This is a genomic window from Gymnodinialimonas mytili (assembly GCF_037544085.1).
Lineage (GTDB): Bacteria > Pseudomonadota > Alphaproteobacteria > Rhodobacterales > Rhodobacteraceae > Gymnodinialimonas > Gymnodinialimonas mytili.
Map to the genome: position 1 here is coordinate 1,091,619 of NZ_JBBIFW010000001.1, position 19,949 is coordinate 1,111,567.

Consider the following 19,949-nt stretch of genomic DNA (forward strand, 5'->3'; position numbering starts at 1 on the left):
TCACTCCCCAGGATAGCGCGCGCCTCTGCGCCAAAACATTCATTCCGACGCGCGCGTCGGCGTTGGCCGGTGAATTCGCGGATCTCGTCCCATCAAGCGGCAGAGTTGCCCTCAAGCTCAGACAGCGCCGCGAGCACCCGCACGAAGGATCGGATACCCCCTTCGAAACTGGACAGATCGTATTTCTCATTCGGACTATGAATGCGATTATCGAAGCGGGCAAAGCCGACCAAAAGCGTATCCATCCCCAATTTGCGTTTGAATTCGCCGACGATAGGGATCGATCCACCGGTGCCAGCCAAGGCCGTTTCCCGGCCCCATTCGCGGCTGAGCGCATTGCGCGTCGCGGCCAGGTAAGGGCTGTCGAGCGGCAAGGACAGCGCCGGGCTCGCGCCGTGGGAGGTGAACGCGACAGAGCAATCCTCGGGAACATGGGACCGGATATGGGCGCGGAATGCGTCGCGGATGCGCGCGGGATCTTGTCCGGCCACCAAGCGAAACGAGACCTTTGACGTGGCTTTGGCGGGAATGACCGTCTTGAAGCCCTCTTCGGTGTAGCCACCGATCACCCCATGGATCTCGCAACTGGGTCGCGCCCAGACCTGCTCCATAATCGAATAAGCGGTCTCTCCGGCGGGGATGTGAAGGCCGATGTCGGACAGGAAGGCGCCCTGATCGAAAGGTAAACGCTGCCACTGCGCTTTGATCTCAGGGGCCAGATCTTCGACCCCATCGTAGAACCCTGGCAATGTTACGCTGCCATCGCTGCGGCGCAGGCTAGACAATGCCTCGCTGGCCACCTGCAACGCATTGCGTGCCGCATTCCCAAACATTCCGGAATGCAGATCCCGGTCGGCACAGGTGATCGTAAATTCCTCTCCGACCAAACCGCGCAGCATCGTGGTAATCGCGGGCGTCTCGCGATCCCACATATCCGTGTCGCAGACCATCATCACGTCGGCGCGCAGTTCCTCAGCGGTCTTTTCCAAGAACAGCCCGAGGCTTTGGGATCCGGATTCCTCCTCTCCCTCAAACAGCATCGAGACCCTGATCGGCAGGCGGCCCGTGACCGCCTTCCACGCCCGGCAAGCCTCGATGAAGGTCAGAAGCTGGCCCTTATCGTCGGAGGCGCCGCGCCCCACGATATGGGTATCGCCATCGGGCTGAGGTTGCAGCGTCGGTTCGAACGGATCGGTCTCCCATAAATCCAGCGGGTCCACAGGCTGCACATCGTAATGGCCGTAAAACAAAATGTGGGGGCAGGTCGCGTCAATCTGATGGCCCACAACCATCGGATGGCCGTCCGTTGGACGAACCGAAGCATCAAAACCCAGATCGCTCAGCTGGTCGGCCAGCCATTGAGCTGCCGCCCGACAATCATCGGCATGGGCCGGGACGGTGGAGACCGAGGGGATGCGCACCAGCTCGAATAGCCGCGCGAGGCTGTCCTCCATATGGGTATCGGCGTAGTCCAGAACGGCTTGCAAATCGGACACGGAGGTCATGGGATCATCCTTCCTCGGCAAGGGCGGTGTCGATGGCGGCGATTTCGGTACGGAACTGCCCGGCGACCTGATTGGCATCGGCCAGAACCTTGGCCGGTTCCAGTGTCTCCACCATACGATCACGCATCAGCCAAACACCGTCGACCATCACGTCGCGCACGTCAGACGGTATCGCCGCAAAGACAAGCGCGGAATATGGATCATAGATCGGTTGCATTCGCGGCGCAGAGAGGTCGATACAGATCAGGTCCGCTTGCTTGCCAACCTCCAAAGACCCCACTTCGGCGTCGAGCCCTAGCACCTGCGCGCCTTCAATCGTGGCCATGCGGATCACGTCGCGCGTCGGCAGCGGTTTACGCGATCCGCCCAGAACCTTGGCGAAGATCGACACGACACCGAATTGCGCAAACAAATCAAGGCTATTGCCACTCATCGGACCATCCGTGGCAAGGCCCACCGGGATGCCTGCACGGCGCATATCCTCCACCCGCGCCATGCCCCGCCCAGCCTTGCCGTTCGACCGCGCATTGTGGGCGACTCGTGTATCCGTTCGTGCAAGGATCTCGATGTCGGCATCGTCGATCATCAGGGAATGGGCGGCGATGGTGCCGGGCTTCAACAATCCCGCCATCGCGCAGACTGATGTGGTGCTCATGCCGTGGGTGTCTCGCGCCCAGGTCACTTCATCGACGGTCTCGGCCAAGTGGATCTGGATGCGCGTTTCAGGATGCGCCGCGTGCCAATCAACGACCCGTTCCATCATCGGCATCCCCGTCGAATAGGGCGCGTGAGGCGCAATGGAGGCGGTGACGCGCGGCTGCCCGGCGCAATGCTCCACCAGCGCATCGCAAAGCGCGAAGCCTTCGTCGAAGCTGCGTTGGTCGGGCGGGTCGAAATCAGCGAGCGTCTGTCCCACTACGCCACGCATACCCGACGCTGTAATCACATCGGCGACGACGGTTTCGTGGTAATACATGTCCGCAACGCTCGTGACGCCGCCCATGATCATTTCCAGTGCCGATAGGGTCGAGCCAGCGCGCACCATCTGGGGCGACACGAATTTACGCTCCAGCGGCAGCATGTAACGGAACAGCCGGTCATCGACGTCTTCGCCCAACCCGCGGAACAGCGACATCGCCATATGGCAATGGGTATTGACCATGCCCGGCATCACGATGTCACCGCCCATATCGCGGATCTCCGCGTCCTCTGCTTGCGGCGGTGGGCCGCCACCAAGCCCGGCGATCCTGTCATCGTCGATCAGAAGCCAGCCGCTGCGATGCTCGGCCATCTCAGCATCGACCGTCAGGATCCAGGCATTGGTGAGGAGCGTTTTCATTCCGGCTTTAGGATCGCACATTGATCCGGGTTGGGGGTCAGCGTGACATGTGCGCCCGGCTCGAACGGCGTGCCGAGTGCGCCATTGGCAACCAGATGCCCCGGCCCCGCCTGGCATTGATATTGGTAGGCCCGGCCCAGATAGGTGCGAAGCCCAAGCGTGGCGGGCAGCCCCTCGGCCCCCGCCTCGTCGGTCACGCGCAGGCCGTCGGCCCGTGTGGCCAGGATAAATGCGTCGGGGATTGCTCCCAACCGATCCTGCGACAAGCTAAGCGTGGCGCCGTCCGGCGTTTCGGCCTGCACAACGGCGCCCTCCCGGTGGGTCACGTTCAGCTCGATCAAATTCTCGAACCCGACGAAGCGGGCGACAAATGTATTGGCGGGGCGCTGATACAAGGTTTCAGGCGTGTCGAGCTGCATGATCCGGCCCTGATCCATGATCGCCACACGGTCCGAGATTGAAAACGCCTCTTCCTGGTCGTGGGTCACGTACAGTGCCGTTGTCCCATTGGCGCGCTGAAGTTGACGGATTTCCACCCGCATATCGACCCGTAGCTTGGCATCGAGGTTCGACAGCGGCTCATCAAACATCAAAAGCGGCGGCTCGATCACCAGGGCCCGGGCCAGTGCCACGCGCTGTTTCTGGCCGCCAGACAGCTCGCCGGGCAAGCGATCGGCCAGATGGGCAAGCCCGACACGATCCAGCATCTCCATCGCGCGCGTGTGCCGTTCGGATGCAGATACTTTGCGCTGCTTCAACCCGAAGCCGACATTGTTCTCGACGCTCAGATGCGGAAACAAGGCGTAGCTTTGGAACACCAGCCCAATGTCACGGCCATGGGCCGGCAGCCGCGTCAGGTCATTCTGCCCCAGCCGAATAGTCCCGCTTGTCGGTTGCATGAACCCCGCGACCAGACGCAAAGTCGTGGTCTTACCGCACCCCGATGCGCCAAGCAGCGACACCAATTCCCCGTCGGCGACGGTCAGCGACAGGTCCTCCAGCACCTTGGTCGTCCCGTAATGGGCGGTGATCTTATCGATGGAAAGTGGCAGGGTCATGGGGTGCGGTGCCTTTTACTTTGCCACGGTGGTCAGGCCCAGCGTCCGCTCGACGATAACCATGACGACAATGGTCAACATCATGAGCAACACCGAGACGGACGCGATGGTCGGATCGAAGAATTGTTCCACATGGGCAAGAATTTGGATCGGAAGCGTGGAGATCCCTGGGCCGGTCAGAAACAGCGAGACCGAAACGTCGTTGATCGAGGTGATGAAGGCCAGAATGAAGGCGGCGATCACACCCGAGCGCACATTGGGCAGAACGATGGTGAAAAAGGTCTTCACCGGGTGGCTGCCCAACGAAATCGCGGCCTCTTCGATGGAGAAATCGAACGATGCCAGCGCAGCGGAAATCACTCGCACCACATAGGGCAGCACCAAAAGCGTGTGCCCGATCAATAGCGAGGCGAAGACAGGCACGCCCAAGCCCACATTGACCGACCGCAGCAGCGAGAACCCGATGACGATCTCAGGCACCAGGATTGGCAGAACGAAAAGCGTCGACAGCCAGCCCGGCAGATGGATGCGATGGCGGTTCAATGCATAAGCCGCGGGAATACCGATCAGCAGGGCTAAAAACGTGCCCAAAAGCGCCACCTGAAACGAGGTGACGATGGTGCGGCGAAACGCCGAGATTTCCCAAATATTCTCGAACCAATGCAGGGTCAGTCCCTGCGGCGGAAATGCGAGGAATGTGGTGTCCGAAACCGAGGCCCCGAAGATGATGATGAGCGGTCCGATCAGGAAGAAATAGACCAGGATGGTCATCACGATCAGCAGCGGGTGCGTGCGGTAGGCCATATCAGGATGCCATCGGATTGAGACGCTTTGCGATGCGCGTCATGACAAGAACGGTGGTGATGATCACCGCCACCATTATGGCGGCGACCGTGGACGCGCTGACCCAATCGAACGATACCATGGCGCGCTGGTGCAGGAAGGTGCCCATCATCATCTGCCTGGTCCCGCCCAGAAGATGCGGCGTGGCATAGGAGGTGAAGCTGGCCGTGAAGACAAGCACCGCGCCCACGATCAATCCTGGCGTCGCCAACGGCAAAACGACCTGAATGAACGTGGCCGTGGGCGACGCGCCAAGCGACGACGACGCCTGAAGCAGATCGTCTGGGATATTCTCCAAGACCCCGATCAGGACGAGGATCATCAGGGGAATAAAGATGTAGATGAGTGCGATGACCACCGATGTCTGGCTATAGAGCAGCGCCATGGGCCGCTCGATCAGACCCAGCCATTCCAGCGTGTTGTTCAGAACACCGTTGCGGCCCAGGATGATGAGCCAAGCGAAAGAGCGTACCACGACACCCGTCAGCAATGGGAAGACGGCAAGGACCACCAGGATTGACTTCATCCAAGGCGGGCTGCGGGACACGACATAGGCCGTGAGCAGCCCCAGGATGAGAGAGATCACGGTAGTGATCGCGGCAACCTCGAAAGTGCGCCATAACACGGTTCGCTGGAAGCCCGAGGCGAAGAAATCCGTATAGGGCGCAAAGATCCCGGCGGGTGCGGTGAAGGTCACGCTGATCGTGGCGGCAACCGGAATAATCAGGAACAGCGACACCGCAAGGGTCGCAGGAGATGAGAGCATCCAGCCTGCAAGACGTTTCATATCGGTTCTTCCGATGGATCCGGGAAAAGCCCCGGGACAGTCACCCGCCCCGAAGGATACTGCCCAAATTCGGCTTACATGCCGAAGATTTCGTTCCAGCGATTGATCCACTCGTCAAGGTTTGCGTTCATTGGAACGTAGTCCACACGCTGCAACCCTGAGATCATCTCATCACCGTAGGTCCAGGGCGCCGCCTGCTCCTCAGTCAGGTCAACGCCTGCATGCACCGGGGCATCGACGCCACGTTCTGCAAGCTCCTGCTGGATTTCGATCGACAGCACGAAGTTCAGGAACATATGCGCCAGTTCAACATTCTCCGAGCCGGTTGGAATGTTGATCGTGTTCAGCGTTGCAATCGCCCCATCCTCAAGATCGGCCCAAACCACAGAAGGCACGGCATCCTGCAACCGGCCAAGCGCAAAATCCTGCGCCATGGAGACTGTGATTTCTCCGGTCGAGAAGAGGTTTATCATCTCTGACCCGGTATTGTAGTTGGTCAGGACGTTCGGCACGATATCAGCCACTTCGGCAAAGGCGGCATCGGGATCCTCATAGGCATCGACGCCCGCCCGCTGACCCGCGCGCAGCACAACCATGGGCCCGGCGGTCGTGGTGATGCCGGGTAGCGACACCTGCGATGCCAGATCCTCGCGCCACAGATCATCCCATGACGTGATCGGCTCGGCGACTTCTTCGCTGTTATAGACGATGCCGACGCGTCCGATGGTATAGGCGGGGCCAAATTCGCCCTGCGGCGCTTGGGCGAGGTCATAGATCTGATCGATGTTCGGGACTTGCGCGCGATCAACCGGCTGGAACAGGCCCAACTCGATCCCCAGCTGCGAGAAGCGGTCCGTGAGGTAAATCACATCCACCCCTTCCCCACCGCGCAATTGCAGACGGCTGAGCCGGTCGGCGTTGTTGCCCGTCTCGAACACAACGTCGCAATCACACATTTCTTGGAATGGATCGATGATGATTTCCTGCAGCGCGTCGCCGTTAAATCCCCACCACGAGACCGTAAATGTCCGTGACTGCGCCAAGGCCGGATTGGCTGTCAGCAAGGCAGCGGCAGAAAATGCCGCGACGCTGAACGTCCGTCGTATAGTCATAGTATTTCCCCGTTTCTCATAGCGCCCGGCAGACAAGGCAGGCGTGCTATCAATGGGGGGAGCGTATGGAGCGATTGGTTAACACGCAAGTTCCTCCCTCAAATTAGCGGCGCGAAACGATGCAAACGATCAATTATTGGGCGACTACCAGACAATTGGATGTGTTTGTCCGGTGGCAACATTCACAAACCCCTCCGGCGCGAGGTCAGACGGCGCCACGAGCACCCAACGCCATGGCGCACAGGTCAAGGTGGCGAAGGCCAGACGCTCGGGGAACCCGGGAAACCAACGCGGGCTGAAGGTCGGCTCGTACATCCAATCGATTTTGCCACCCTCGGCATAAAGCGCCTGCATCTCGGCGTCCAACGCTTCGGGCGGACGACAGGTCATCAGACCACCCACCTCGTATCGCACCGTCGCAACCACTTGGCCCTCGCGCACCAAGGCCCAACCGCCCTGAATATCGCGCAACGCGTTGACTGCCTGCGCCATGGCTGTGTCGGACGATCCCACAACCCAGATATTGTGCTTGTCGTGACCCATTGAGCAGGCCAAGGCGCTATCCGCGGTTCGCGGCCCGGTTCCCAACCAGAACATCGATGATGTCTTGCCGATGCCCGAGAACCTGTCGACGATCGAGAATTTGGTGACATTGCGATCCGGGTCACGCTGAACGACCCCGTCGGACACTGGCAATTCCATAGTGATGAAATCGTCATCCCAGTGGAATGGCCTTAAAAGGGCGGCCTTCATCGTGATGCGCCCGTTCTGCGCCGGAATGGCGAAATCCTCGGGCTTCATGGCACGATTGATATTGACCGTTTGTGTCGCCCAGCCGGGCCATTCGATCCTTGGAACAGGTTTCAGATATTTGCCATCCGCCGCCACCAATTCCCCATCGGCCCAGACCTTGCGGATCGACAGGGTATCGGCATCGTCCAGTAGGACGATATCCGCAAAGCGACCCGGCGCGATGGAGCCCACCCAGGGTGTCAGCCGCATATGACGCGCTGGGTTTATCGTGACCATCTGGATCGCGATGTCCGGCGAAAGGCCCGCTTTGATTGCCAACCGCACGTTGTGGTCGGTCGCCCCCAGCTTCAGCGTGTCCGAACAGGACCGATCATCGGTGGTCAGGGCAAACTGGCTCCAATCCGTCAGACCCGCCTCCAAAAGGCCCTCAACCATCTCTGTCAGGGAATGCGGACGCAATTCCATGAACAGTCCGCGGCGCAGCTTGTCGAGCACCTCTTGCGTCGTCCATGCCTCGTGGTCAGACGCCAGACCAGCCACGGCAAGGCCATTGATCGTAGCCATATCCCGAATACCTGCAGCGTGCCCTTCAATGACGCCGCGCTTTTCGAAAGTGGCCTCGATCATCCCCCACAACCGATCATATGACGGGTTTTCGGGGTTCCACACGGCGGGCCAGTCCATCACCTCGTCCAGGCCCGCCACCATCAGGCTTTCGGTCAGAAACCCGGCCTGTTCCTCATACCCGAAATGGCCACCACCCCATTCATAGGCCGTGGGTGGCACGGCCGAGCCAGGCAGCGGAAAAATCTTCTGAGGACTGCCCGCCAAGCGCGCTGTCAGCCAGAATTCGAGATTTCGCGCGCCATTGACGTTGGAAAACTCGTGGCTGGCCTCGCAGGTCCAGGTATTGCCATGGGGCAGCACCAGCGCCGCCTCCCATTCCGGCGTGACGTGGGAGCTTTCGATATGTTTGTGGACTTCGCCAAAACCAGGCACAGCCATCAAGTCGGGGTCGTGGACCTCGCGGGCGATTGTTCCGGGATAAGATCCCGCCGGACCCACATAGGCGATGCGGCGGCCCGACATGACAATCTCTTGGTCCGTCAGCCACATCCGCGAATGCACATCAAGCAATTTGCCCACACGCAGCCGCGTATCTGCTGGCTCGCGTCCCAGCGCCACGCGCACCAGCCGTTGCCGGATCTTCACCTCGTCAGCGGCATTGATCAGATGATCTGTTGGGCGCTCTGCCTGGGTCATGCCAGCGATGCCTCTGGCGCCACATAGGCGATCGAAGCGCGGTAGAGATCAACCAACCGATCCATATCGACCCGCTCAACAAGCGCCCGTTTCGGTGTACCAAGGCGACCGGATGGGTCGGCCACTGTCATGCCCCGCGTGATGCCCGGGGCCAGTGCGACATCCATGCAGGCGTGCAAAGACTGCGTGATGATGTCCGGATCGATCACAACCGCGGCTGCCAAAGGGTCGACAAAGCGAAAATGATCGCCACCGCCGAAGCTCGAAATCGTCGCGCGGGCATGTGCGGCCAGTGCTTTTGAGAACGTTTTGACCGGCCCATCCGGGAGCGCGTCAAACAGCGCATCCACGTCGGCCCCGGTGATCCGGTGGCCAGTGCAGGTCTCCCAAGGCACGACGACAATCTCGATTTCGGCGGCAAGGACAATTGCAGCCGCTTCAGGATCGGCGAAGATATTGAACTCGGCTGCGGGGGTGATGTTGCCCCGTCCATGGGCCGAGCCGCCCATGATCGTAACGCGCCCGATCCCGGCAATGCAATCGGGCGCAAGCCGCAGAGCCAGGGCCAGATTGGTCAGAGGTCCGATCATCAGCAGATCGACACAATCGCCAGTCCGCGCCGCTTCTTGCAGGCTGGACACAAGAACCTGCACGCCCTGGGCGCTGGCCGGTTGCGGGATTGCGGCAGGACGCGGAGCGCCGCCCAGACCATCTTGCCCGTGGATATCCGTTGCGTCCAACAGCGGTTGGATCAAGGGACGATCCGCGCCCATATGGACGGGGATATCCCCCCTGCCCGCCACGGCAAGCACGGTGAGGATGTTTCGCGTCGCATCGGGCAAAGCGACATTGCCAAACACGGTCGTGATGAAATCCGGCTCCCAGCCAGCCGCAAGAAGCATCAGCAAAGCCTGCGCATCATCGACGCCCCCATCGGTATCGAGAATCCGCATTCGTTTCATGTGGTAATGGCCAATCCAGTGTTACTCAGACAGGCCGTAAGAAAGCAGGCCGATGTCGGATGAGTCCATAGTCTTTCGCGCAGGTCGCCCGAGCACTGACATGATCGGCGCCCATCCCAGACGATTTGGACGTTGTGCTCTTTCGGATACCCCGCCCCTTTCGCGGCGGACGAAGTAGGTATGTGTGGGTCGAGCGGTTAGATCGCCCCCCGAGGTCCGGCGCGGTCAAGGCGGCGCGATCTGTCTGACAACGCCGACGATGTCTCTACCCGTCCGCTTGCGCCTTAAGACGTTTCAGAGGACTTGGCCCAAAGATTGATCGCCTCTTCCGAACTGATTTCATCGATCCTCGCAAGCTCGGCGTCGCTAAATTCAAGATTGTCGATAACAGCAGCGCAATCGACAATTTGTTCAGGGCGCGAGGCGCCGATCAGCGCGGTGGTAACGCGCCCGCCGCGCAGCACCCAGGCCAGCGCCATCTGCGCCAAGGTTTGGCCACGCGCCTCTGCCAGCGCATTCAGGGCACGGACACTGGCAAGCGACCGCTCGTTGATCATACCGTCCAGCAACGATTTGCCCTGGGTCGCCCGGCTGCCTTCGGGGATACCGTTTAGGTATTTTGAGGTCAGAATTCCCTGTGCCAGCGGAGTAAAGGCGATGGAGCCGACACCAAGCTCGTCCAGCGTGTCCAGCAGGCCATCATGTTCGACCCAGCGGTTCAGCAGATTGTAGGAGGGTTGGTGGATCAAACAGGGCGTGCCCAGATCCGACAGAATAGCCAGCGCCTCGCGCGTGCGCTGCGAGTTGTAGCTTGAAATCCCCACATAAAGCGCGCGGCCGGAGCGGACGATATGATCCAGCGCGCCCATCGTCTCTTCCAGCGGTGTGTCCGGATCGAAGCGGTGCGAATAGAAGATATCGACATAGTCGAGGCCCATCCGCTTCAGCGATTGATCGCAGGACGCGATCAGATATTTGCGCGAGCCCCATTCGCCATAGGGCCCGGGCCACATGTCATAGCCTGCCTTCGACGAAATGATCAGCTCGTCGCGATATCCGGCGAAATCGGTTCTCAGGATCTCGCCAAAGGCTTCTTCGGCAGAGCCCGCAGGTGGCCCGTAATTGTTGGCGAGGTCGAAATGCGTGATGCCATGGTCAAAGGCCGTCTGGCACATGGCGCGCTTCAGGCTGTGCGGCGTATCCCCCCCGAAATTGTGCCAAAGGCCCAAACTGATGGCAGGCAGCTTCAGGCCAGATTGACCACACCGGCGATACAGCATCTTGTCGTAACGGTCCGGATCGGGGCGGTAGGGAATGATTTTGGGCTTGGGCGGACGAGAGGCGTTTGTCATGCGCGCATCATCCCCGAACAGCCCGAACTGTCAAACCGATCCTACGCTCTCTGTTCGGCGCTGCACCTATGTGCCAACATCGACTTAGGGGCGAGACTGACATGTCATCGTCACATATCGGCAGCATGGATCGGACGAATTCCGTTTTTGGAGATACAACGGACATTCTCGCTGCAACTAAGCACGTGCGCATCGCGCTGCAACAACGGGAGTTTTACAATGCCGCTTCTACTCAATCGTCGGGCTTTTCTCGCCTCAACCGCTGGCTTTATCGCACTGCACCCGTTCTCGGCACGCGCGCAGGCCGGTCAGGCACATCTGCGCCTGATGGAAACCACGGATCTGCACGTTCATATCTTCCCATACGATTACTATGGCGATCGTCCCGTCGACACGGTTGGTCTGGCCCGCACCGCTGCTCTCATTGAAGAGGTCCGGGCGGAATCGACGAATTCTCTGCTACTGGACAATGGAGATTTCCTGCAGGGCAATCCGATGGGCGACTACATGGCCTATGAACGAGGCATGTCCGAAGGTGACAGCCACCCGATCATCGCCGCGATGAATACGCTCGGCTTCGATGCGTCGACCCTGGGCAATCACGAATTCAACTATGGCATCAATTTCCTGATGAACTCGCTGTCGGGGTCAAGCTTCCCGGTCGTTTGCGCAAATGTGGCGACCGAAATGGGCGCTTCGCCCACCGAAGACACCACACTCGTCCCACCCTATGTGATCCTCGACCGGACAATCACAGATGGCGCCGGAGAGGCGCATCCGATCCGCATCGGCCTGATCGGCTTTGTTCCGCCGCAAATCATGACATGGGATCGCCGCCACCTGGAAGGCAATGTCATGGCCCGCGACATCATCGAGACCGCGCGCGCCTATGTGCCGCAAATGCGCGAGGAAGGGGCCGATCTGATCATCGCGCTCAGCCATTCCGGCATCGAAGGCGCGGATCACTTTGACGGGATGGAAAATGCCTCGATCCCGCTGGCGGCCATCAACGGCATCGACGCGATCCTGACCGGTCACCACCACCGCGTTTTCCCGGGCCCGGACTACGATGAAACCCCCGGCGTCGACACCGCGGCTGGCACCATCATGGGCAAACCGGCTGTTATGGCCGGGTTCTGGGGCAGCCATATGGGTCTGGTCGATCTGATGCTGGAGCGGGACGGCAATAGCTGGCGGATCGCCTCACATATGTCTGAGGCGCGGCCGATTTCTCGCCGGGAAGAGGACCGCTCGGTCACGCCACTTGTGGACAGCGTCCCTTCGGTACTGGAGGCCGTCCAAGCCGATCATGACGCCACGTTGGAATATGTGCGCGCCGAGGTTGGACAAAGTGATGCGCCATTACACAGCTATTTCGCTCTGGTGGCCGACGACCCCTCGGTGCAGATCGTGTCGAACGCACAGACCTGGTATATCGAGCAGATGATGGCGGGCACCGAGAATGAAGGTCTGCCCATCCTGTCCGCTGCCGCGCCGTTCAAGGCCGGTGGCCGTGGTGGGCCGGAATACTTCACCGATGTCCCTGCAGGGGCGATCGCGATCAAGAACGTCGCGGATCTGTACCTCTATCCCAATACGGTCCGCGCAGTGCGGATCACCGGGGCCGAGGTGCGCGAATGGCTGGAGCGTTCCGCGGGCATGTTCAACCAGATCGAGGCAGGGGTGGCCGATCAGGTTCTGCTGAATCCGGATTTCCCATCCTACAATTTCGACGTGATCGATGGCGTGACCTATCAAATCGATCTCAGCCAACCCTCGCGCTACGACAATGACGGCGAGGTCGTCGCCCAAGACGCGCATCGGATTGTAAACCTGATGTATCAAGGCGCGCCGATCGATCCTGAGCAGGTCTTCATCGTCGCCACAAACAACTACCGCGCTGGCGGCGGTGGCAACTTCCCGGGCGCTTCACCGGAAACGGTGGTGTTCGAAGGGCCGGATACCAACCGCGACGTCATCGTGCGCTATATCGTCGAACAGGGCACGGTCAGCCCCTCAGCCGATGCCAATTGGACCTTTGCGCCGATGGAGGGCACCACGGTGCTGTTTGATACCGGCCCCGCCGCTGCGCAGTTCATGGATGCCGTCGAAGGCGTGACGATCGAGGCTGCGGGCGACGGACCGGATGGCTTTGCCCGCTATCGCATCACGCTCTGACGTCATTGCACAAACCGGGAATGCCGGATCCGTTCGGCATTCCCGCCCGCATTCGAACACCCACGCGATCCCAAGGGTGCACAGGCGCCGAAATCGACCCGCGCGCCCGCAAAACTCTTTCGCCTTGCGGGAGCTGCGGAATCGACTTACCCGTCAAAGATGTAATGGTTCCGGACGGCCTCACGGCCCGACGGATGAAAAGGGAACACGGTGCGGCGCCGCCTTCGACAGCGCCAAGTCCGTGACTGCCCCCGCAACTGTAAGCGGTGAGCGCCTCGCAACACGCCACTGGGACCCCTCCCGGGAAGGCCGACGATGCGCCGCGACCCGCGAAGTCAGGAGACCTGCCATTGCTCGATCCAACTGAAACCCGGGCGGGGTGCCCGGAAAGGAGACTGAGAATGCAATATCCGGCACGGGCCGCATTTGGTTCTGGTACCTTGACGCCCCCGCATCATCGCGGAGGGCGACATGACCCGGACAAGCACCCATCATCGCATTACGGTTTGCACATCGTGCAAGCACAAGGGCACCGATTGCCGTCCAGGATATGAGTTGATCCAGCGGTTGCGCCTGGCCATCGACATGGCGGGCGACACGATCAACGACACTTTCGAAATTTCCGGGATCGCCTGCATGGCGGGCTGCGACCGCCCCTGCACGATCGCCTATCATGGCACGCGCAAAGCAACATATCTGTTTGGCGATATCGATCCCGATGAGGACATCGCCGATCTTGTCACCTTCGCGCGCCAATATGCCGATCTGGATGATGGTTGGTGTTCGTCGGTCGACCGTCCCGGCAAGCTGCGCAAGACCACGTTGGCCCGGGTGCCTGCCGCGATAACGGTTATGGAAGACCGTCAGGACGTGCTGCAATGAACGCCGAAGAGCTGATTGTCGAGAACGTATCCTGGGCAGCACCCCGCGCTGAAACGCCTGTCCTGCATCCCACCAGTTTCACCCTGTCGGCCGGGCGCATCATGGGTGTTGTGGGCCCGAACGGCGCTGGGAAATCCACGCTTCTGCGCATGCTCTACCGCTACAACCTTCCGCTGACGGGCCGCATTCAGGTGGGCGGCGCGGATATCTGGGCGATCCCGCCACGCGCAGCGGCCCGCAAGGTCGCGGCAGTGCTGCAGGAACAACCCACCGACTTCGCGCTGACAATACGCGAGATTGTCTCGCTTGGGCGCGTGCCACACCGGACAGGCTTCCAGATGGCAGGCGCCCATGAGGCTGAAATCGTGGCCAATGCCCTGGCACAGCTTGACCTCGCGCCGTTCAGCGCACGTCTGTTCGGCACTCTGTCAGGCGGCGAACGCCAGCGCGTTATGGTGGCCCGTGCTTTGGCCCAACAACCGCAATTGCTGGTCCTGGACGAACCCACCAACCATTTGGACATCCGCCATCAGCTTGAGGTGCTGGAGTTGATCCGGCACCTGGATGTGACCGTCGTCACCAGCCTGCACGATCTCAACCTGGCCGCCGAGACCTGCGACGACATTCTGGTGCTGGATCAGGGGCATCCACTGGCTTTTGGGCCGCCGACAGATGTGCTGACAGAACAATTGGTGACCGACGCCTTCCAGGTTCAGGCCCGTGCCGATTGGCTCAACCGATCCTCGGCGCGCCATTTTACATTTCATCTGCAAAACCAACGGAGCACGCTGCAATGAAACCCCTCTTCCTCACCTTTGGCCTAACGCTAATGGGGTCGGCTGCGTTGGCCCAGGCAACGGTGCAAAGCTGCGACCGCGAGATCACCTTTGACAATGTGCCGCAGGCGGCCATCTCTCACGATGTGAACCTGACCGAGATGATGCTGGTGCTGGGCCTGACCGATCACATGGTGGGCTATACCGGCATTTCGGGCTGGAACCATCTGAACCCTGAGATCCGCGCCGGTGTCGCCGAATTGCCGGAATTGGCAGAGCGCTACCCCACTCTCGAAGTGCTGGCGGGCGCTGATGCGGATTTCTTCTTCGCAGGGTGGAATTACGGTATGCGCGTCGGTGGCGAGGTGACGCCCGAGACATTGGACCGCTTCGGCATCAAGGTCTACGAGCTGACCGAAAGCTGCATCCATCTGGGGATGGAGCAGCAGGTCACGTTGGACCTGATGTATAACGATTTGCGCAATCTGGGGATCATCTTCGGGGTGGAGCCCCTGGCTGAGGAATTGATCGCCGGCTACGAGGCCGAGCTGAATGAGATCTTGGCTGGCCTGGAAACCGACGGCCCCGCGCCGCGGGTGTTTGTCTATGATAGCGGCGAGGACACGCCCTTCACCGCCGGACATTTCGCGATGCCCACCGCCCTCATCCAGGCCGCGGGCGGCGTGAACATCATGGATGATTTCCGCGAAAGCTGGGGCACCGTCAGTTGGGAAGCGGTTGTTGAACGCGACCCAGAGGTCGTGATCATCGTGAACTATGGCGAGGTCACCGCCGAACAGAAAATGGACTTCATGCGCAATAACCCCGCTTTGTCGGGCATCAGCGCCGTCCAAAACGATCGCTTCGTCGTGCTCGATTATGTCGAGGCCACCCCCGGCCCGCGCAATGTCGCCGCTGTCGGGCGCCTGGCCGAGGCGTTCTGGGGCGAATGAGCCTGTCCCGCCCCAGCCAGTCACGTAGCGTATCGCTGCGCATGCCACTTATCGTGCTGGCCGGGTTTGGAATACTCTTCGTCTCGCTCAGCTTTGCGGTCTCGGTGGGCGCCGTCTCGGTGCCGCTGCGCACGGTTTGGGGCGTCTTGTCCAACCAGATGGGGTTGGGCCTGATCACACCGGATTGGTCCAGCGGTCGCGAAGCCATCATCTGGGACATCCGGTTTCCCCGCGCCCTTCTCGCAGCGATTGTCGGGGCGGGGCTGGCAGTGGTCGGGGCGAGCCTGCAGGCGGTGACCCGCAACCCGCTGGCCGATCCGCACTTGCTGGGCATCTCCTCGGGTGGGGGGTTCGGGGCAATTCTGGCGCTGCTGCATACCGGCCTGTTCATAGGTCTTTTGACAGTGCCGCTGATGGCGTTTCTGGGTGCCTTGGCTGCGACTGCGGCGGTGCTGGCCGTGGCGCGCTTTGCTGGTGCCTCCAGCGCAGATCGCCTGGTATTGACCGGGGTCGCCGTATCCTTCGTGATTATGGCCGCCGCCAATCTGCTGATCTTTTTGGGTGATCCACGGGCGGCCCATACGGTCGTGTTTTGGATGTTGGGCGGTCTGGGATTGGCACAATGGAGCCACCTCATCTATCCGCTGATGGTTCTACTGCCCTGTGCCATCTGGCTCTGGTCACGGGCGGCAGATCTGAACGCAATGACCATCGGTGACGAAACCGCAACCTCGCTCGGGATCCCTGTGGTCGCCTTCCGGCGGTCGGTCTTTGTGATTGGGGCGCTTGTCACCGGCGTGATGGTAGCGTTTTCGGGGATGATCGGATTTGTCGGCCTGATGATCCCGCATATCGTCCGCGCCATCGTGGGCGGAGATTATGCGCGGGTGCTGCCCTGTTCAGCAATCGCAGGCGCCATCTTCCTCCTCTGGGCCGATATCATCGCACGACGGGTCATGGCGCCCGAAGACATGCCCATCGGGATCGTCACAGGTCTGATCGGGGGTGTGTTCTTCGTCGCTCTGCTGCGCCGCCAGATATAGCGCATGGCTCGGCTCTGATCGGGGAGTCACGCCCGATCCCCTGTTCGAAGGCCACGTTCCAGATTGAACGCTCGGCGCGAGCGCGATCCGCATCCGGTCTTGGCCTTGGTCCGACACCGCTAGGACAGACGGTACTCCGTGACTTGGCGATATGTGTCGCCAGGGCGCAATTTGGTCGATGGGAAGTCCGGATGGTTCGGGCTGTCCGGCCATCCCTGCGCCTCCAGGCAAATCGCCGAATACGGGCCATAAGGCTGCCCATGATGGCCACTCGGCCCCGGCACCAGATGAGCGGCATTGTAAAGATGCAGACCGGGCTGCGTGGTCCAAAGCTCCAGCGCGCGCGGGCCAGCGGACAGCGTTGCGGCATGGGCCATCCGGCCAGACGGCTCCCCATGCAGACAATAGGTGTGGTCAAACACCCCCATCGGCACCGCGCGCGGCGTGGTGAAATCGAAGCGCGTGTCTGAAACGCGTGCCTGCTCTCCTGTGGGGATCTGGGCCGCATCGGTCGGCAGGTAGCGCTCTGCCGCGATCCACAACCTGTGAGCGTCTGTCTCGGTAGCTCCACTGAGGTTGAAATAGGGATGGTGGCACAGATTCACGATGGTCTCGGCATCGCTTCGCGCCATAAGCTTCACACGCAGGGCGGCGCCATCGAGTTCATAGATCACCTCTGCTTGCAGGGCACCCGGATAGCCCGATTCCCCCGCTTGGCTTTCCATGCGCAGCGTCAGACGCTGCGGGGATACCTCCGCCGCCTGCCACATCCGCCGGGCAAAGCCCGCATTTCCTCCGTGCAGATGTGTGACCCCGTTTTCATTGCGATCGAGTTGATAAAGCTTGGCACCGATCTGCATCCGTCCCTCCGCGATGCGGTTCGCATATCGGCCCACGATCGCGCCCATATAGTGGGGATCGGCCACTTGATCGCTGAGCTCAGGAAATCCGAGCACCAGATCTTGGGGCCAACCTTTTAGCCGCAAACTGACCAAGCTGGCGCCGAAATCGGTGATCCCAGCGCTGATTTGACCGTTGGAAAGCTCAAACATCTGGGCCGTCATTCCATCCCCTCCCCCATCATCCGCTACGTGCCTGAGAAAAGGCAAAACCACCGTGGATGTCGAGGGCTGGGCGCGATCCAAGAACCGCTCAAAAAATAGGCAAGTCGCCAGAAGATCCGGCAGCCAAAGCTGAGCCCGCTGCCAAGCGATGGGCGCATGCTTGGCAAGACGCGCACCCATCGGTTTCGTCGCGCCATGGCGGAGGCGCTTTCCATCGTGGTGGTCGAACAAGACCGGGACCGCGCGGTTCAGATCGTGGACGCGCTGAAGGCTTATGGCGACCACGCCGTCTTTGTGATCAGCGAAATGACCGGTCTTGCGCGCCATATCGCGGCACGGCGCCCGGATATCGTGCTGATCGATGTCGAAAACCCCTCCCGCGATATGTTGGAAGAATTGACACTTGCCACCGGCCCGTTGGAACGCCCTGTGGCGATGTTTGCCTCTGGCGGCGGCGCAGGCGATCTGGCGACGCGCGCGATTGAAGCGGGTGTGTCGGCCTATGTGGTCGATGGGCTGAAACCCGAACGCCTGCAGCCCGTGCTGGACGCGGCTACGGCGCGGTTTCGGATGTTTCGCCAGATGCGCTCCGAATTGGATGAAACCCGCCGCGCCCTGGAAGAGCGCAAACTGATCGACCGCGCCAAGGGGCTGGTGATGAAAGCCAAGGGCGTCGGCGAGGATGAGGCCTATGCCCTGCTGCGCAAAGCGGCGATGGATCAAGGGCGCCGCGTCGCAGATGTGGCCGAAGCGCTGGTAACATCGGCGGGGCTGTTGTCATGAGCGATGTGACCGTCTCCGTCGGCTACATCCCGTTGGTGGATGCCGCGCCCCTGATCATCGCTGAGGAAATGGGCTTCGCCCGCAATGAAGGTGTTCATCTGGATCTGGTGCGCGCGCCCTCATGGTCTTCGGTCCGCGATATGCTGGCCTTCGGGCGTGTGGACGCCGCGCATCTTCTATCCCCGATCCCTGTGGCGATGGCGCTGGGATTGGGCGGCGTGGCCACGCCAATTTCGGCGGTTGCGGTCTTGTCTGTGAATGGCAATGCCATCGGGGTGTCGAACGCATTGGCCGGGCGGCTGCGCGACGCGGGCTATGGGTTTGACTTTGCAGATGCGGGCGCGGCGGGCGCGGCATTGCTGTCGGCAATCGACGGGCCGCTGCGCTTTGGTGTGCCGTTTCCGTTTTCGATGCACCACGAAATCTTGCGTTATTGGTTTCAGGCCGTTGGGTGGCCCGCCGACCGCGCCGAAATCCATACCGTGCCGCCGCCACTGATGGCCGACGCGTTGGCCGCCGGTGAGGTGGACGCTTTTTGCGTGGGCGAGCCCTGGGGATCCATCGCGGTGGAGCGTGGCATTGCCAGCTTGTTGCTGCCAGGCAGTGCGATCTGGCGGTTTGCGCCGGAAAAGGTTCTGGCTGTCCGCACCGATTGGGCCGAGACCGAGCCAAGCCTGCTGGGCCGCATCATGCGCGCCACGTGGAATGCCGGGCGTTGGCTCTCGGTCCCTGCGAATGCGGTTGTGGCCGCAGAGATATTAGCGCGGCCGGACTATCTGCGCATGGCGCCTGAAATCATTGACCGATCCCTGTCAGGCCATTTGACGATCACACCACAGGGCGACCAGCGCGCCACGCCTGGATTTCTGGAATTCCACGACGGTGCGGCCAGCTTCCCCTGGCGCAGCCAGGCGGCGTGGATCGCCGAACAAGTGGCGCGGCGGGCCGGGCTGGATCCAACCCAGGCCAGCCGCAAGGCGCGCCACGTGTTCCGTAGCGACCTCTACCGGCACCATCTGGCCCCCACCGGCGCCCCGATGCCCGGCGCGTCCAGCAAACTCGAGGGCTCGATTCGGCAGCCGACGCCGGTGGCGTCGGAGAGTGGGCGGCTGTTTTTGCAGCCGGATGGGTTTTTCGATGGACGCATTTTTGATCCTGGCCCGGCTTGATGCACAATTTTTCGGCAGTGCAGCATTTCCAACCCCGCAAATGACCCGACCTTAATGCGGATGCTTGCGCCGCCTCTCCGGAAGTGTGAGCCTGTATACATCCGAGGCAACGGTGTCTCGGCCCGTT

General features: G+C 61.1%; 17 protein-coding genes and 1 riboswitch. Of the genes, 7 read left to right on the plus strand and 10 right to left on the minus strand.

Going from position 1 to position 19,949, the window contains the following annotated elements; genetic code table 11:
• Positions 1 to 92 precede the first annotated feature (92 nt).
• The 9 genes from V8J82_RS05370 to mgrA all read right to left on the minus strand — a co-directional run bounded on the left by V8J82_RS05370 (position 93) and on the right by mgrA (position 10,974).
• Positions 93 to 1,505, minus strand: a complete 1,413-nt coding sequence (locus V8J82_RS05370; protein ID WP_339972918.1) for a dipeptidase — start codon at positions 1,503 to 1,505, stop codon at positions 93 to 95.
• A 4-nt stretch (positions 1,506 to 1,509) separates the two neighbouring features.
• Positions 1,510 to 2,844: an amidohydrolase family protein gene (locus V8J82_RS05375; RefSeq protein ID WP_339972920.1), complete on the minus strand. Its 1,335-nt coding sequence runs from the start codon at positions 2,842 to 2,844 to the stop codon at positions 1,510 to 1,512.
• A complete protein-coding gene (locus V8J82_RS05380) occupies positions 2,841 to 3,902 on the minus strand; it encodes an ABC transporter ATP-binding protein (protein ID WP_339972922.1) in 1,062 nt (353 codons plus the stop codon). Before V8J82_RS05380 ends, V8J82_RS05375 begins: the two co-directional genes overlap by 4 nt.
• A 15-nt stretch (positions 3,903 to 3,917) precedes the next feature.
• Positions 3,918 to 4,706: an ABC transporter permease gene (locus tag V8J82_RS05385; protein ID WP_339972924.1), complete on the minus strand. Its 789-nt coding sequence runs from the start codon at positions 4,704 to 4,706 to the stop codon at positions 3,918 to 3,920.
• A 1-nt stretch (position 4,707) separates the two neighbouring features.
• Complete coding sequence (locus V8J82_RS05390) at positions 4,708 to 5,532, minus strand: ABC transporter permease (RefSeq protein WP_339972926.1); 825 nt, start codon at positions 5,530 to 5,532, stop codon at positions 4,708 to 4,710.
• Positions 5,533 to 5,606: 74 nt separating this feature from the next.
• On the minus strand, positions 5,607 to 6,644 hold the full coding sequence (locus V8J82_RS05395) for an ABC transporter substrate-binding protein (RefSeq protein WP_339972928.1): 1,038 nt from the start codon (positions 6,642 to 6,644) through the stop codon (positions 5,607 to 5,609).
• 144 nt (positions 6,645 to 6,788) lie between these two features.
• Positions 6,789 to 8,660, minus strand: coding sequence for an adenine deaminase (locus V8J82_RS05400; RefSeq protein WP_339972930.1), 1,872 nt, complete (start codon positions 8,658 to 8,660; stop codon positions 6,789 to 6,791).
• Complete coding sequence (locus V8J82_RS05405) at positions 8,657 to 9,613, minus strand: nucleoside hydrolase (RefSeq protein ID WP_339972932.1); 957 nt, start codon at positions 9,611 to 9,613, stop codon at positions 8,657 to 8,659. Before V8J82_RS05405 ends, V8J82_RS05400 begins: the two co-directional genes overlap by 4 nt.
• Positions 9,614 to 9,906: 293 nt before the next feature.
• Positions 9,907 to 10,974 carry an L-glyceraldehyde 3-phosphate reductase gene (gene mgrA / locus V8J82_RS05410; RefSeq protein ID WP_339972934.1) on the minus strand — a complete coding sequence of 356 codons (1,068 nt, stop codon included), beginning with the start codon at positions 10,972 to 10,974 and terminating at the stop codon, positions 9,907 to 9,909.
• 219 nt (positions 10,975 to 11,193) lie between these two features.
• Here mgrA and V8J82_RS05415 point away from each other — a divergent pair, with 219 nt between their 5' ends.
• The 5 genes from V8J82_RS05415 (at position 11,194) to V8J82_RS05435 (ending at position 16,806) form a co-directional block, all read left to right on the plus strand.
• A complete protein-coding gene (locus V8J82_RS05415) occupies positions 11,194 to 13,152 on the plus strand; it encodes a bifunctional 2',3'-cyclic-nucleotide 2'-phosphodiesterase/3'-nucleotidase (RefSeq protein WP_339972936.1) in 1,959 nt (652 codons plus the stop codon).
• A 148-nt stretch (positions 13,153 to 13,300) separates the two neighbouring features.
• Positions 13,301 to 13,518, plus strand: a riboswitch (cobalamin riboswitch).
• A 105-nt stretch (positions 13,519 to 13,623) separates the two neighbouring features.
• Positions 13,624 to 14,034, plus strand: coding sequence for a DUF1636 family protein (locus V8J82_RS05420; protein ID WP_339972938.1), 411 nt, complete (start codon positions 13,624 to 13,626; stop codon positions 14,032 to 14,034).
• On the plus strand, positions 14,031 to 14,831 hold the full coding sequence (locus V8J82_RS05425; protein WP_339972940.1) for an ABC transporter ATP-binding protein: 801 nt from the start codon (positions 14,031 to 14,033) through the stop codon (positions 14,829 to 14,831). The genes V8J82_RS05420 and V8J82_RS05425 overlap by 4 nt, the downstream gene beginning before the upstream one ends.
• The gene (locus V8J82_RS05430; RefSeq protein WP_339972943.1) at positions 14,828 to 15,763 is read left to right on the plus strand and encodes an ABC transporter substrate-binding protein; all 936 of its coding nucleotides are present in this window, start codon (positions 14,828 to 14,830) and stop codon (positions 15,761 to 15,763) included. The genes V8J82_RS05425 and V8J82_RS05430 overlap by 4 nt, the downstream gene beginning before the upstream one ends.
• Positions 15,764 to 15,804: 41 nt before the next feature.
• Positions 15,805 to 16,806 carry a FecCD family ABC transporter permease gene (locus V8J82_RS05435; RefSeq protein WP_339972945.1) on the plus strand — a complete coding sequence of 334 codons (1,002 nt, stop codon included), beginning with the start codon at positions 15,805 to 15,807 and terminating at the stop codon, positions 16,804 to 16,806.
• Between the two features lie 119 nt (positions 16,807 to 16,925).
• Here V8J82_RS05435 and V8J82_RS05440 read toward each other — a convergent pair whose 3' ends face one another.
• A complete protein-coding gene (locus V8J82_RS05440) occupies positions 16,926 to 17,870 on the minus strand; it encodes an aldose epimerase family protein (protein ID WP_339972946.1) in 945 nt (314 codons plus the stop codon).
• Between the two features lie 195 nt (positions 17,871 to 18,065).
• Here V8J82_RS05440 and V8J82_RS05445 point away from each other — a divergent pair, with 195 nt between their 5' ends.
• Both V8J82_RS05445 and V8J82_RS05450 read left to right on the plus strand, forming a co-directional pair.
• On the plus strand, positions 18,066 to 18,653 hold the full coding sequence (locus tag V8J82_RS05445; RefSeq protein ID WP_339972948.1) for an ANTAR domain-containing response regulator: 588 nt from the start codon (positions 18,066 to 18,068) through the stop codon (positions 18,651 to 18,653).
• Positions 18,650 to 19,822 (plus strand): ABC transporter substrate-binding protein, encoded by a 1,173-nt coding sequence (locus V8J82_RS05450; protein ID WP_339972950.1) that lies wholly within the window; start codon positions 18,650 to 18,652, stop codon positions 19,820 to 19,822. The genes V8J82_RS05445 and V8J82_RS05450 overlap by 4 nt, the downstream gene beginning before the upstream one ends.
• Positions 19,823 to 19,949 lie beyond the last annotated feature (127 nt).